This is a genomic window from Nocardia sp. NPDC003482 (assembly GCF_053588115.1).
Genome location: NZ_JBSFPI010000001.1, coordinates 216341 through 229274, shown reverse-complemented (window position 1 = coordinate 229274; position 12934 = coordinate 216341). Strand labels below are relative to the sequence as shown.

The window sequence follows — 12934 nt, the reverse complement described above, 5'->3', positions numbered from 1 at the left end:
GCCGCCCGCAATCTCGTTGGGCTACAGTCGAACACATGGAGGTTCGACGGTGGTTTCGTCGGCGCGCGATCATCCGGCTGGCGGGCTGCGTCGTGCTGCTGGTCGCGGTGGTCGTGGTGGGGTCGATCGTGTGGATCCGGGTGGCCGCGCGCGGGGGTGAGTATCGAGTCGACGATGTCCCGGCCGCGGAGATCGCCCTGATCCCGGGCGCGCAGGTGTACGGGAACGGGCAGCCGTCGCCGTATCTGGCGGCGCGGCTGGATCTCGGGCGGGAGCTGTTGGCGGCGGGCAAGGTGAAGGCGCTGCTGGTGAGCGGGGACAACGGGACGTCGACGTATGACGAGCCGAGCGCTATGCGCCGGTACCTGGTGAGCAAGGGCGTGCCCGCGGCGAAAATCGCCCTGGATTACGCGGGTTTCAGCACCTACGAATCGTGCGTGCGGGCCCGTCGGATCTTCGGGGTGCGGTCGGCCGTCGTGGTGACCCAGGACTTCAGCCTGCCCCGCACGGTCGCCCTGTGCCGGGACGCCGGGATCGAGACCTCCGCCGTGGCCGACCGCCAACCGCACAACGCCACCTATATCAAGTGCTGGCTGCGGGATCAGCTGGCCGCCATCAAGGCCGTCTTCGATATCGTCACCCACCCCGAGCCGACCTTCCTCGGCAACCAGGAGACCAGCGTCCGCGACGCGATGGAGGCACCCGCGCGGTAGCGGCGCGGGAACGTCGCCGTCGCTTTACCATGCTGGTTGTGGCTCCATCATCGTCCGGAACTCCGGGGCGCTCGACCGGGGACGGGCGGATGCGGGCCCGGGACATCGACCGGGTACACGCGCGCACCGTGCTCGACGCCGCCTTCGACGAGGGCCAGCTCGGCTCCGACGAATACCACGAGCGGTCCGACCGCGCGGCGAGTGCCGCGACGCTGGGCGAACTCGACGACCTGATCGCGGATCTCCAGCCCAGCGGCGGCATCGACCCCGCCCCGACACCGGGCCGCCCGACCGCCCGGCGCACCGGGCACTACCCGCCGCGCACCCGCGCCCGCGCCGAGGACCGGGCCGCCGCGTGCGCGCTGCTCGACGCCGCCCTCGGCGACGGACAGCTGTCGGCCGAGGACCATCGCACCCTCGTCGACCTGGCGAACGAGGCGACGACGCTCGGGGATCTCGCCGAGCTGACCGACGATCTGCAACGGTCCGCGGACGCGCCCGACGAGCCGCGGCCGCCGCGCTCGAATCGCGGCCGCTGGTACACGGCGGCGCTCACGGCCGCGGTGGTGGTCGTGGGGGTGGCGGGCGTGCTCGGCGGCGCGCGCCTCGCCGAGCGCGAGCCGATCCGCGTCGTCGATGTCGGCCGGGTCGAGCCGCTCGTGGTCCCCACCCCGAATCTGCTGACGCCGGAAGGGATCTCGGTGTTCCGCGACAGCCTGCGCGCCCGGTTCGGCGATACCGTGGTCGACACCCTGACCCTCTTCCCGGACTACGCCTCGCTCACCAAAGCGCCTGCGGGACAACCCAATCGGTTGGTCGACTACACCTACCGCGGCGGTTTCGCCCCGAGCCGGAACCCGACCACCCGCAAGCCCGACACCCCCACCATCGACCTCGCGCCCCTCGACGCGGCGGCCATCGGGCGGCTGCTGACCCAGGCCCCGGCGACGTTGCAGGTACCGGACGGGACGATCAGCCACCTCACATTCGACCTGGACCACGGCACACCCCTCGTCCGCATCTTCGTGAGCAACACGTTCAACGAAAGCGGTTACCTGGAGGCCGATTTCGCGGGTGTGGTGCGGCGTACGTCGCCGTTCAAACGATAGGACCGATCATGGCAGGTTCCCGGCACAGCACCCTGCGGGTACGCGACACCGATCGGGTCGACGCCTGCGCGCTGCTCGACGCCGCGCGCGACGACGGTCAACTCACCCCGGACGAACACGCCGACCGCACCGCGAAGGCCATGCGCGCCAAGACCTTCGGCGATCTGGACGCGCTGGTCGGGGATCTCCAGATCCCGGCGAATCTGGTCGACGCGCCCGTGGTCCGCACCGACCGGCGCGGGCGCTCCCGGCGGCTGCCCGTCGCGCTCGGACTGATCGTCGCGGCGGGGCTGGCCGGTGGGCTCGTCGGCTGCGTCGCCGAAAAGGCCGGTCCCGGACCGAGTGTGCCCGATATGACCTCCGCGTCCGGCATGGCCACCGTGCTGGCGGCCTACCGCGACCACTTCGGCGACGCGATGGTCGACGAGATCACCTTCTACCCCGGCTACACCATGATCGAACGACCCCGCCCGGGTGATCCGACGAGAACCGAAAGACTGCGCTACAACGGCACTTTCAGCACCTGGGACGACACCTCCCGCGCCAAGGACGCCAAGGCGTGGGACCTCGCCTCGATCGATCTGCCGCGCCTCGCCCGGATCTGCGCGGGCGCCCCGCAGACCCTGCGCGGTCCCGGTGCCCCGATCTCCCACATCGGCATCGAGCGCTCCGCCTCCGGGCAGCCGCCGGAAACGGTGGTCGGGATCTACGTGAACGACCACGGCTGGCTCCAGGCCAGCCTCACCGGCGAACCGCTGGCGATCTACCCGTCCTGAAAACTAGGCCACGGCCAGGTCGAACCGGCCCGTGATGTACCCGCCGTCGGCGAACACCCGCGGCAACTGCGCGGCCAGATGATCCGCCAGCGCGAGCCGCACCCCCACGACCGGCCCGTGGCAGGCCAGTACCGACAGCTGATGCACGGTCTGCCCGCCGCGCGGCAGCGCGCCCACGATCAACACCACCGGGCGCTCGAGCCGATCGACCGGCCGACCCAGTTGCACCGCGCGGCGGATGGCGTCGACCACGAGCTGGTGGTGATCCTCGATCACCTTGGCCCCCGCGCACGTTCCGTCGGGATGATCCGGGTCGAGAATGTGCACATCCCACCCGGCCACCTCGGCGAACGTCCGCAACTCCGCCACCGCGGCCGGACCGTAGGGACGGATCCACGAGTGCGGGCCCTCGCCGGAAACGGGAATCATCGGCCTCTCCTTCTCGCTCGACCGCGTAGGTACAAATGTTCTCGCGTCGGCGACGGCCAGTGTTACCGTCCCCGAGGTCTACGGCGACAGCGGGACGCGCTGGCTGAATCGCAGGATGTTGCCGGACGGGTCGAGGAAGGCGCAGTCGCGGGATCCGTCGGGGCGGGTGATGGGCTCCTGGATCACCTCGGCCCCGGTGGCCTCGAGATGTTCGAAGGTGGCGTCGCAGTCGTCGGTGACGAAGTCGAGGCGGCGGCGGGCGGGGAGGACGACGATATCGAGTTCGGCCAGGCGCGCGGCGTCGGACTCGACGGTGATGCGGGTGATCCGCGCGCCCACGACCGTGAAATGGAAGACGGCCCGCGGGCGGCCGCGATGGCACCAGACCGCGGCCGGCACGCCGTCGACCAGGGCGAGCCGGGCGGCCTGGGCGCGCCCGGCGAAGAACTCGGCCACCGCGCGGGCGCCGCGCGCCTCCCCCGAGACCGCCTCCGGATGCAGCAGTTCGAGCAGTCCGGTGAAATCCCCGGCCCGCGACGCGGCCAGGAACGCGTCCACGATCTCCCGTTGCGGGGAGCGCGCGGCCGCGGTGTCCCCCGCCGCGCCCCGAATCCGCCGCCGGGCGCGGCTGGCGAGTTGCCGCGTCGCCGTCGGGGTGCGCCCGAGGATCTCCCCGATCTCACCGAACGACACCGCGAAGACGTCGTGCAGCACGAAGGCGAGCCGTTCGGCGGGACTCAGCGTGTCCAGCACCACCATCAACGCCACACCCACCGAATCCGCCAGCAGCGCTTCGTCTTCCGGCCCGGACGGCTCGCGCTCCGCGCGCGGCTCCGGCGGCAGCGCCCCGCTCGCCTCCTCCGGACGCGCGCGGCGGTACTCGAGCATGTTCAGGCACACCCGCGCCACCACCGTCGTCGACCAGGCGGCCATGTTCTCCACCGCGTCGGTGTCCGCGCGGCTGATGCGCAGCCACGCCTCCTGCACCGCGTCCTCGGCCTCGGTGGCCGAGCCCAGTATCCGCTGAGCAACCGCCCGCAGCCGACCCCGATGGTCGGTGAACTGCGCACCGACCCGATCCCGCTCGACCATCTGTCACATTCCTCCGTCCGCGCCTGTCATGAACAACGACCGGCGAAACCGGGTGAATGTGACATCCGCCCCGGGTCGTCGGCGTCCATCCACCGAAACACCTTGGGAGACAACCATGTCCACGCAGATGAACGCCGTCATGCTCGGCGTCGCGGACCTGCCCCGCGCGAAGACGTTCTACACCGAGGCCCTCGGCGCGACGATCGACCAGGACACCCCCCGGTTCGTCGCGCTGATCCTCGCCGAGGGCTCCCCCCGGCTGGCCCTCTACAAACGCGAGGCCGCGGCCGCCGACGCCGGGGTGCCCGCCGAGGGCTCGGGCTTCCGCGGCGTCTCCTTCCACATCGACCCCGGGTCCCGCCGGGCGGTCGACGACCTCCTCGGCGCCGCCGTCGCCGCGGGCGGCAGCGTCGTGAAGGACGCGGCCGAGGCCCGGTGGGGCGGCTACTTCGGCTATTTCGCCGACCCCGACGGGTACCTGTGGAAGGTCACCACCTACGGCTCCTGAACGCCGGACGCCGCCGCGGGACTTCTCCGTGCGCAAGGCTGCAAGCACCTTTCGACCCGGCCTCGATTCGGTCAAAAGACCAATGTTTCACTCGATATCGGCAAACAACTGGTATACGTTCCGAATCAGACAGATCAGGCGCTTGGCAGAGGCTCGACCGAACGGAGAAGCTCACGGAGGCGTTGTGGTCGTACCCGAACTGTTCACCGCGCCCGCGCGGACCGCGCACGCGGCACCGATCCTGACGTTCACCCCGCTGCGAATGCCCGACGCACAGCTCCGGCTGGATCGCGCCGGGCGCGCGGGCAACGGTCACACCGTGCTGGTGCGCGCGCCCGCGGGCAGCGGAAAGACCGTGCTGGTCGCGGAATGGGCTGGGCGACAACGACCTTCGACGGCGGTGCGCTGGATCGGTGTCGCCGATATCGGCGACGCCCGGTTGTGGTCCGCGGTGGCCGAGGCATTGCGCCTCGCGCCGCTCGCGCCCACCGGACCGGTTCCCGACACGCCCGTCGAGGAGGCCGCGCGCATCTGCGCCGCGCTGTCGGAATCGGCCGCGCCGACCGTGCTCGTGATCGACGACGCGCATCTGCTCAGCGATCCGCTCGCGCTGGCGGGTCTCGAGTACTTCGTCGAACACGCCCCGGCCACGCTCACCACGGTCGTGATCGGCCGGTTCGATCCGCCGCTGCGCTGGCACGCGCTCCAGATGACGGCCCGGCTCACCCGCATCGAACCGCAGCATCTGCAATTCGACGTCGAGCGCACCGCGGCGCTGCTCGACCAGCACGACTGCCGGTTGACCGACGCCGAACTGGCCGCCTTCCACGAACTCACCCGCGGCTGGGCGGGTCTGGTCCGGATCGGGGCCCTGCATCTGGCCGCGTACGACGGCGATCGCGCCACCGCCATCACCGCGCTCGCCCACGGCCCGCACGCGGTCGCCGACTTCCTGGTCGGCGAACTGCTGGCGGCGCTCGCGCCCGCGGAACTCGACTTCCTGCTCAGCACCGCGGTGCCCGGCGCGTTCTCCGTGGAGCTGGCCCGGCGACTGGCCGGGCCGACGGCCGCTGGGACGCTGGAGACGTTGCTGCGCAACAGTTTTCCGCTCGAGGCGGTGGCCCGCGGCGGCGAGCTCTGGTACACCTGCCATCCGATGTTGCGCGCCTATCTGCTCGCGGAGATCGCGCGCACCGCTCCCGATCGCGCGGCCGCGCTGCACCGCGACTGCGCGCACTGGTTCGCCGAGGCGGGGATGTTGCCCGAGGCGTTGCATCACGTCCTCGCCGAACCGGATCATCCGGCCCTGACGGCGTTCGTGCGCGAGCGCGGGCCGCGCATGGTCTTCGAGGGGGACGGTCCTGCGCTGTGGGGGCGGCTCGAACGCGTGGGACCGCTCGCCGACGACGTCTTCGTCCTGGTGCTGCGCACGGCCGACGCGGTCGAACGCGCCGATCTGGTCGCGGCCACCGCGCTGGCCGAACTCGTGCGCGACCGCCGCGACGCCGAATCCCGTGTCGCCGCAACGGATCTCGTGCGCGCGTTCGCCGAGGCGGTGGTGCTCGCCGTCGATCTGGCGGTCCGCCTCGCCGTCGACGCGCCCGCAGGGCCACCGCCCGCGACCGGGCACGCGGACATCGACTGCTACATCGCGTTGCAGACCGCGACCGCGCGGCTGTACCGGCCCTCCCCGCGCGGCGACGCGGAACCGGGATTGCGGCACGCGCTGGCGCTGGCCCGGAGCGCCGGACTCGATCGACTCACCATGCAGGCCCTGACCCGGCTCGCGGCCGCGGCGGGGATGCGCGGCGCGCTGGCGCTGATGGATCAGCGGGCCCGGCAGGCCGTCGCCTTCGCCGACGGCCGCGCCCTCGACGACCCCACCGCACCCAGTCAGGCCCGGATCATGATCGCGCTCCTGGCGTATCTGCGGGCGGGTGAGCGGCCCGGTGCGAGTGTCGGGACCGTGCCGAGCACCCAGCGCATCGACGGTTCGATCGCGCCCGCGCCCGGCTGGCACGCCGAGGTCCTGGCCCGGCTGTTCGACTTCGACACCGCGACCGACCGGCACGCCGTCGCGGACGCCCTGCGGCACGGTATGCAGCGGCTGCTCGACGAGGCCGCGCCCGCCGCGACGACGGCCGGGCTGCTGGTCCACGTGACCTGGGTGCTGCTGCGGGTGCGGTGGTACGACGCCGCGCAGCGCCTGCTCGGGCGGGCCCGCGCGGTGCTGGGCCGCGTCCCCGAGACCGTGCTCGCCGAGGCCGCGCTCGCCGAGGCCCAGCGCAGTCCGGCCACGACCGCCGAACTGGTCGAGCCGTTGCTCGAGCGGGACGACCGGCTGCATCCGGTGTCGGCGATCCAGGCGTGGCTGCTCTACGCCGCGGCGTGTTCCCGGCTCGACCGTCCCGCCGCCGCGCACGACGCGTTGCGGCGCGCGTGCGCCCTCGCCTACACCGATCGGCTGATCCGCCCGTTCCTCGACGTGCCCGGGATCATCGAGCTACTGGACCAGTACATGGGCCGGTTCGGTTACCTCGACGAATTCGTCGACACCATCCGCCGCCGTGGCCGTGCCGAAACCGATTCGCAGGCAACGGAATTGACGACCGCCGAGATCGCGGTGCTGCGACAGCTGCCCTCCGGAATGACAGCGCACAGCATCGCCACGGACATGGGGGTGTCGATCAACACCGTGAAGACGCACCTGCGCGGCATCTATCGCAAACTGGGCGTGCGAACGCGGGCCGACGCCATCAGCCGGGCGCGCAGTCTGGGGACGATCTGATCACCCGCTCACCGAACTCCGCCCGCTCACCCGACAGCAGCACGGTCGTCTCGCAGCGGAACGCCACCACGCCCGCGCCGGTGATGGTCACCTCGGCCAGATCCTCGGCGAGGGTGAGATCGTCGCCGGGCAGGGCGAACAGCGTCACGGTGATCACCCGCGGCGGACTGGCCACCGGCGCGGGGTCGAAGACGGTGCCGACCGTGGGACAACCCGACAGCAGCATGACGGCGGTGGCGAAGTCGGTCAGGGCGGGCCCGGGAACGCGCCGCCCGGCCGCCGCGGCGGCGAGCGCCCCGGGCAGCGTCGGATGTCCGTACGGGGTGGGCGGGAGCGGGGTGTGCCGCCATCGCCGCAGGAACTCCCGGGTCTCGGAGTCGCCGCGGCCACGCCAGCGCCGGTCTCCCGCGGCGAGCAGGCGGTCGATCCGGATCTGCCAGCCCGTGGGATCCTCGACGGCGGCCAGCAATTGCACCTGACGACACGGAACGCCGATGGGCGGCTCGGCGAGCAGGTGGTTGGTCGGGTAGGTCAGAGTCATCTCGACCTCCGGGAAACGTGGCATGGCGTTCGGCGGAATTTCGAAACGTGGGCCAACTGACCGCCCGCGGATCCGAGTCTGCGCCACCGCGCCCGCCCGGGCATCGCCCGAAAAGGATGATCTCAACATCCGGATACCGGCCGCCGCTCCCGGCCGAGGGGCCGGGAAATGATCATCCTGACCGGGCCGGCTTCGTGCCGCCGTATCCGCCCGCCACGCAACGACAGAACGAGGTGGTCGTGGACGCGATCGTCACCGGCCGGGACGGTCCGGCGGCGACGGCCGCCGAACTACGGGGGCTGCTCGGCTCGGGTACGTTTCGTTTGACGTGAAGCGCGGAGGATGCGGGGCCGGGCAGTGGACGACAACGACGACGACCGGGCCGAGGAGGTCGGTGGTCCCGCCCGACACCCGCACCGCTGTTCCGCCGCCGCGATCGGGCGCAGCTGCTGCTGACCGAACTGCTGTTCCCCACCCTCGACGAGGCGTGAGGCGTCTCGCAGCAATCCGAGGGCATTCCTCCCAGCGGCCTCCCAGCATCGCGACCCATTCTGGGTGTTCCCGGCGCGCCGATTCGCGGCCCGCCTCGACACCCTCGACAGGAGCCCGCGATGGCGTCCTCACCCTCGCCCCGCCGAGTCGGGCGCAACGCGACGATCGTGCTGATCGCCGCCGGAGTCGCGGGCACCGCGGGCGTTTCCGCGCTCGCCTACGCCGAGACGCACACCGGCGCCGACAACGGATCGGCGACCACGACCACCGCGCCCGACGCCACGACCGGCGATTCCGCTACCGCACCGCAACTCGGCACGGGTTCGGGCCCGGCGCATGCGCGATCGAACGGCTCGTGATGACAACCGAATTCGCCGCCACCGAATGGGCCGTGTGGGGCACGACGGCTCGCCTGGTGGTCACCGACCCCGCCGCGCTGCCCGCCGCCCGCGCCCGCATCGGCGACTATCTCGACGTGGTCGACCGCGCGTGCAGCCGCTTCCGCGACGACTCCGAACTGTCCCGCCTCGTCCCGCGCGCGGGCGCGCCCACACCGATCGGCCCGGTCCTCGCCGACTATCTCGACGCGGCGCTCACGGTGGCCCGCGACACCGGCGGCGATGTGGATCCGACGGTCGGCGCGGCCCTGGCCGGACTCGGCTACGATCGGGACTTCGCGCTCGTGGCGGCCGAATCAGGCGGCACCGCAACGACATTCGTGCCGCGCGTGGACTGGACCCGGATCGCCCTGCGCGGACGCACCGTGACCGTACCGCCGGGCGTGCGCCTGGATCTCGGCGCGACCGCCAAGGCCGTGGCCGCCGACCGCTGCGCCCGGATGATCGCCGACGAACTGGGCTGCGGGGCGCTGGTGAGCCTCGGCGGCGATATCGCCACCGCGGGCCCCGGTCCCGACGGCGACTGGCAGGTGCTGGTCCAGGACACTCCCACCGAACCGCCCTGCCGGGTCCGGCTGCCCGCGGGCGCGGCGCTGGCGACGTCGAGTACGTTGCGGCGCCGCTGGTTTCGCGGCGGCAGGCTGCTGCACCACATCGTCGACCCGCGCACCGGGGCGTCGGCCGAACCGGCCTGGCGCACGGTCTCGGTCGCGGCCGACACGTGCCTGGCCGCCAACGCGGAGAGCACCGTCGCGATCGTGCGCGGCCGTTCGGCGCTGGCGGCGCTGCGGCGGTCGAATCTGCCCGCGCGGCTGGTGGATCGGGAGGGACGCGTGGTCACCGTGAACGGCTGGCCCGCCGACGGCGACGGGAGCCGCGCATGACGCACCCCGACGTGGAGCAGGCGCTGTGGGCGTTCGGGCGCGGCAGCGGCGTCATGGCGCTGATCGTGCTGACCGTGGCGCTGACGGCCGGGATCGCCGCGCGGTCGGGCCGCGCCGTCGTGTTGCCGCGCGCCGGGCTGGCCGAATTCCACCGGGGCGCGGCGCTTTTCGCGACCGCGCTGATCGCGGTGCATGTGGTGAGCCTGCTCGCCGATCCCGAGGCGCAGCTGCGGCTGGTGGATGTGGTGATCCCGTTCACGAACACCTACCGCCCGCTGTGGGTGGGGCTGGGGACGATCGCGGTCGATATCGCGGCGGCGGTCGTGCTCTCGGCGCTGCTGCGGAACAGGCTGGGGCCGAGGGCTTTCCGGGTCGTGCACTGGGCGGCGTATCCGCTGTGGCCGATCGCGCTGGCGCACGCGCTCGGTTCCGGCACCGACGCCACCCGCGTCTGGATGCTCGCCGTGGCCGCCGCGTGCGCGCTCACCGTGGCCGCCGCCGTCGCCTGGCGGGTGGCGACGGATTTCACCGAATTCCCGTGCACGAGCGAACGGAGTCCGCGATGACCGCTCAGCTGAGCCCCTTCCCCGGCGTCGGCGCGCCGCCCGGCGCGCAGCGTCTGCTTCGAGCCGAAACGCCCGATCTACCAACGCATTCCGCCGTGTATGGGCCATTGCCGCGGGTGGGGCGGGAGTTCATCGATGTGGTGGGCGCGGCCGGGCTCACCGGACGCGGCGGTGCCGGGTTCCCGGTGGCGCGCAAGCTCGCGGCCGTCGCCGCGGGCCGGGCCCCGATCGTGGTCGGCAACGGCGCGGAGGGCGAACCCCTCAGCCGCAAGGACGCCGTCTTGCTCACCCGCGCACCGCATCTCGTGCTCGACGGGCTGGCGGTGGCCGCCGCAGCGGTCGGCGCCGACCGCTGCCATCTCTACGCCCCGCCCGCCGTCTTCGAACCGGTGCGCCGCGCTCTCGCCGAGCGCCGCGCGGCCGGGTTGGGCCCGCGTATCGAACTCACCGCCGCCCCGGACCATTTCCTGGCCGGGGAGAAGACCGCGGTCGTCAACCGGCTCGCCGGACGGGCGGCGCTGCCGCGCGATCAGCGGATCAGCACCTCCGAGCGGGGAGCGCGCGGCCGTCCCACGCTCGTGCAGAATGTGGAAACCCTTGCGCACCTTGCCTTGATCGCCCGATTCGGTCCGCACTGGTTCCGCTCGGTCGGCACGCCCGACGAGCCCGGCACCATGCTCGTCACCCTGTCCGGCAGCCCGGTGGGCGGCGTGTTCGAGGTGCCGATGGGCACGAACCTGCTCGAGATCATCACGCGCCTCGGCCGCACCGATCCCGCGCGGGTGCGCGCGGTCCTGGTCGGCGGCTATCACGGTAGCTGGGTTCCGGCCGCGCGCCTCGACGCGACGCCGTTGTCCCGCAAGGGTCTTCGCGATCTGCGCGCCGATCCGGGCGCGGGCGTCCTGCGGATCCTGACCCGCGACGAGTGCGGTCTGCAGGCGACGGCCGACATCACGGCCTACCTCGCCGCGCAGAGCGCCGGACAATGCGGTCCCTGCCGCAACGGCCTGCCCCGAATCGCCGCGGCCCTCACCCACCTCGCGCACGGCGGGTCCGGCGACCCCCGCGAGATCGAATACCTCACCGGCCTCGTCGACGGCCGCGGCGCCTGCCACCACCCCGACGGCACCGCCCGACTCGTCCGCTCCGCACTGACAGCCTTCGCCGACGACGTCACCCTGCACCGAAAGGGACTGTGCCACACCACCTTCGACACCGAACGGACGACCGCGTGACCACCCCCTGGCGACTGCACATCGACTGGACCCGCTGCGCGGCCCGCGGCCTCTGCGCGGAACTCCTCCCCCACACCCTCACCCGCGACGAATGGGGCTACCCCCTCACCGCCGACCGCCCCGACCCCGCCCTCACCCCCGACCAACTCCCCGCCGCCCACGACGCCGTCGCCCTCTGCCCACGCCTCGCCCTCACCCTGCACCCACCCACGCCCTGACGTCCGCTGGGCCCGAAACCCTCAGCGCGCCACGATGACCGGACGCTCGGCCGAACCTGTCACCGCGCCATAATGACCCGGCACTCCGCCAAAACCACAGCACGCCAGAATGACCCGGCACTCGGCCGAAACCCCCAGCGCACCACAATGACCCAGCGCTCATCCAAAACCTTCACCGCGCCACAATCACCGGACATTCGGCCAAATGCAGCAGGGCGGTGCTGGTGGAACCCAGGGTCATTCCGGCGAAGCCGCCGCGCCCGCGGCTGCCGACGACCACCAGTTGCGCCGCGGTCGAGCGTTCCAGCAGCGAGCGGGCGGGGCTGTCACAGCGCACGACGCGTTCCACGGGCACGTCCGGATAGCGTTCGCGCCAGCCCGCGAGGCTTTCGGCCAACAGGGTGTGCTCGGTGTCGCGGATGCCCTCCCATCCGGCGACCGGCAGGTCGTAGCCGCTGGTGTCGCTCCAGGTGTGCAGGGCGATGAGGCCGACCTTGCGGCGCGACGCCTCGTCGAAGGCGATCGCGATGGCGGGCACGCTGTTCTCGGTGCCGTCGACCCCCACGAGGACCGGCTTGTGCGCCCACTCGGGCCCGGTCGCCGAATCCCCGTGCACGACCGCGATGGGGCACCGGGCGTGGCGGCTGATGGCCGTGCTCACCGAACCCAGGACCGCGCGCCGGATCGCGCCGCGACCCCGATTGCCGACCACGATCATGCGCTGCCGCGGCGAACGATCGATGAGGGTAGGGGTGATCAGATCGAAGGTCAGCTCGGTGGTGATCGCGATCTCGCTGTGCGGCACGGCGTTTCGCGCCACCGCCTCGGCCTCGGCCAACAGCCGTTCCCCGTCGGCGCGCAACCAGTCGCGCTCGCTCGCCGCCACCACCGAATCCAACCCCTCCCCGGGCGCGACCCCGTAGGAGGTGAGAATGTGCAGATCGCGGCGATGCAGCGCCGCCGCCACCGCCGCCCACACGACCGCGCGCAGCGCGATCTCGGAGCCGTCGACCGCCACGAGGATCGGGAACCCCGCCCGCCCGGCCAGATAGTCGTCGGTCATGCCGCGCCTCCCGCGAAGTCGTCCGAATCGTCTTCCGTGGTGCCGCTCGAGATCCGCCGATTCCGAGAATATGGGATCGATGCGTTCAATTCGGTCACCGAATTCGGTGGCGGAGGGTATTA

15 protein-coding genes are annotated in these 12934 nt (G+C 72.3%); 11 read left to right on the top strand and 4 right to left on the bottom strand.

Annotated elements, in window-relative coordinates; all coding sequences use genetic code 11:
* The first annotated feature begins 35 nt into the window (after positions 1 to 35).
* From ACWDSJ_RS01065 to ACWDSJ_RS01055, 3 genes are read left to right on the top strand one after another with little or no spacing between them, the layout of a single operon-like run.
* On the top strand, positions 36 to 713 hold the full coding sequence (locus ACWDSJ_RS01065; RefSeq protein WP_450028644.1) for a SanA/YdcF family protein: 678 nt from the start codon (positions 36 to 38) through the stop codon (positions 711 to 713).
* 38 nt (positions 714 to 751) lie between these two features.
* A complete protein-coding gene (locus ACWDSJ_RS01060) occupies positions 752 to 1822 on the top strand; it encodes a DUF1707 domain-containing protein (protein WP_450028643.1) in 1071 nt (356 codons plus the stop codon).
* Positions 1823 to 1830: 8 nt separating this feature from the next.
* On the top strand, positions 1831 to 2598 hold the full coding sequence (locus tag ACWDSJ_RS01055; RefSeq protein ID WP_450028642.1) for a DUF1707 SHOCT-like domain-containing protein: 768 nt from the start codon (positions 1831 to 1833) through the stop codon (positions 2596 to 2598).
* Positions 2599 to 2601: 3 nt separating this feature from the next.
* Here ACWDSJ_RS01055 and ACWDSJ_RS01050 read toward each other — a convergent pair whose 3' ends face one another.
* Together ACWDSJ_RS01050 and ACWDSJ_RS01045 are read right to left on the bottom strand one after the other, a co-directional pair.
* A complete protein-coding gene (locus tag ACWDSJ_RS01050; protein ID WP_387357428.1) occupies positions 2602 to 3027 on the bottom strand; it encodes a hypothetical protein in 426 nt (141 codons plus the stop codon).
* Between the two features lie 78 nt (positions 3028 to 3105).
* A complete protein-coding gene (locus ACWDSJ_RS01045) occupies positions 3106 to 4119 on the bottom strand; it encodes a sigma-70 family RNA polymerase sigma factor (RefSeq protein WP_450028641.1) in 1014 nt (337 codons plus the stop codon).
* 115 nt (positions 4120 to 4234) lie between these two features.
* Here ACWDSJ_RS01045 and ACWDSJ_RS01040 point away from each other — a divergent pair, with 115 nt between their 5' ends.
* Positions 4235 to 4627, top strand: a complete 393-nt coding sequence (locus ACWDSJ_RS01040; RefSeq protein ID WP_450028640.1) for a VOC family protein — start codon at positions 4235 to 4237, stop codon at positions 4625 to 4627.
* A 184-nt stretch (positions 4628 to 4811) separates the two neighbouring features.
* Positions 4812 to 7415 carry a LuxR C-terminal-related transcriptional regulator gene (locus ACWDSJ_RS01035; protein ID WP_450028639.1) on the top strand — a complete coding sequence of 868 codons (2604 nt, stop codon included), beginning with the start codon at positions 4812 to 4814 and terminating at the stop codon, positions 7413 to 7415.
* On the opposite strand, the gene ACWDSJ_RS01030 is transcribed toward ACWDSJ_RS01035, so the two are convergent.
* Positions 7384 to 7956, bottom strand: coding sequence for a hypothetical protein (locus ACWDSJ_RS01030; RefSeq protein ID WP_450028638.1), 573 nt, complete (start codon positions 7954 to 7956; stop codon positions 7384 to 7386). The two genes, ACWDSJ_RS01035 and ACWDSJ_RS01030, sit on opposite strands and share 32 nt — an antisense overlap.
* A 116-nt stretch (positions 7957 to 8072) precedes the next feature.
* Between ACWDSJ_RS01030 and ACWDSJ_RS01025 the strand changes: the two genes are divergently transcribed.
* The 6 genes from ACWDSJ_RS01025 to ACWDSJ_RS01000 all read left to right on the top strand — a co-directional run bounded on the left by ACWDSJ_RS01025 (position 8073) and on the right by ACWDSJ_RS01000 (position 11749).
* A complete protein-coding gene (locus ACWDSJ_RS01025) occupies positions 8073 to 8288 on the top strand; it encodes a hypothetical protein (RefSeq protein ID WP_450028637.1) in 216 nt (71 codons plus the stop codon).
* A 279-nt stretch (positions 8289 to 8567) separates the two neighbouring features.
* The gene (locus ACWDSJ_RS01020; RefSeq protein ID WP_450028636.1) at positions 8568 to 8807 is read left to right on the top strand and encodes a hypothetical protein; all 240 of its coding nucleotides are present in this window, start codon (positions 8568 to 8570) and stop codon (positions 8805 to 8807) included.
* Positions 8807 to 9730: an FAD:protein FMN transferase gene (locus ACWDSJ_RS01015; RefSeq protein WP_450029011.1), complete on the top strand. Its 924-nt coding sequence runs from the start codon at positions 8807 to 8809 to the stop codon at positions 9728 to 9730. Before ACWDSJ_RS01020 ends, ACWDSJ_RS01015 begins: the two co-directional genes overlap by 1 nt.
* Positions 9727 to 10296: a ferric reductase-like transmembrane domain-containing protein gene (locus ACWDSJ_RS01010; RefSeq protein WP_450028635.1), complete on the top strand. Its 570-nt coding sequence runs from the start codon at positions 9727 to 9729 to the stop codon at positions 10294 to 10296. Before ACWDSJ_RS01015 ends, ACWDSJ_RS01010 begins: the two co-directional genes overlap by 4 nt.
* Positions 10293 to 11531, top strand: a complete 1239-nt coding sequence (locus ACWDSJ_RS01005; protein WP_450028634.1) for an NADH-ubiquinone oxidoreductase-F iron-sulfur binding region domain-containing protein — start codon at positions 10293 to 10295, stop codon at positions 11529 to 11531. Before ACWDSJ_RS01010 ends, ACWDSJ_RS01005 begins: the two co-directional genes overlap by 4 nt.
* Entirely contained in the window at positions 11528 to 11749 is a 222-nt protein-coding gene (locus tag ACWDSJ_RS01000) for a ferredoxin (protein WP_450028633.1), read from the top strand. The genes ACWDSJ_RS01005 and ACWDSJ_RS01000 overlap by 4 nt, the downstream gene beginning before the upstream one ends.
* Before the next feature lie 172 nt (positions 11750 to 11921).
* Here ACWDSJ_RS01000 and ACWDSJ_RS00995 read toward each other — a convergent pair whose 3' ends face one another.
* Positions 11922 to 12812, bottom strand: coding sequence for a universal stress protein (locus ACWDSJ_RS00995; RefSeq protein WP_450028632.1), 891 nt, complete (start codon positions 12810 to 12812; stop codon positions 11922 to 11924).
* Positions 12813 to 12934 lie beyond the last annotated feature (122 nt).

Coding starts and splice junctions, on each gene's coding strand:
- ACWDSJ_RS01065 (WP_450028644.1), top strand. CDS start 36: ATGGAGGTTCGACGGTGGTTTCGTCGGCGCGCGATCATCCGGCTGGCG.
- ACWDSJ_RS01055 (WP_450028642.1), top strand. CDS start 1,831: ATGGCAGGTTCCCGGCACAGCACCCTGCGGGTACGCGACACCGATCGG.
- ACWDSJ_RS01050 (WP_387357428.1), bottom strand. CDS start 3,027: ATGATTCCCGTTTCCGGCGAGGGCCCGCACTCGTGGATCCGTCCCTAC.
- ACWDSJ_RS01045 (WP_450028641.1), bottom strand. CDS start 4,119: ATGGTCGAGCGGGATCGGGTCGGTGCGCAGTTCACCGACCATCGGGGT.
- ACWDSJ_RS01040 (WP_450028640.1), top strand. CDS start 4,235: ATGTCCACGCAGATGAACGCCGTCATGCTCGGCGTCGCGGACCTGCCC.
- ACWDSJ_RS01030 (WP_450028638.1), bottom strand. CDS start 7,956: ATGACTCTGACCTACCCGACCAACCACCTGCTCGCCGAGCCGCCCATC.
- ACWDSJ_RS01025 (WP_450028637.1), top strand. CDS start 8,073: ATGATCTCAACATCCGGATACCGGCCGCCGCTCCCGGCCGAGGGGCCG.
- ACWDSJ_RS01020 (WP_450028636.1), top strand. CDS start 8,568: ATGGCGTCCTCACCCTCGCCCCGCCGAGTCGGGCGCAACGCGACGATC.
- ACWDSJ_RS01015 (WP_450029011.1), top strand. CDS start 8,807: ATGACAACCGAATTCGCCGCCACCGAATGGGCCGTGTGGGGCACGACG.
- ACWDSJ_RS01010 (WP_450028635.1), top strand. CDS start 9,727: ATGACGCACCCCGACGTGGAGCAGGCGCTGTGGGCGTTCGGGCGCGGC.
- ACWDSJ_RS01005 (WP_450028634.1), top strand. CDS start 10,293: ATGACCGCTCAGCTGAGCCCCTTCCCCGGCGTCGGCGCGCCGCCCGGC.
- ACWDSJ_RS00995 (WP_450028632.1), bottom strand. CDS start 12,812: ATGACCGACGACTATCTGGCCGGGCGGGCGGGGTTCCCGATCCTCGTG.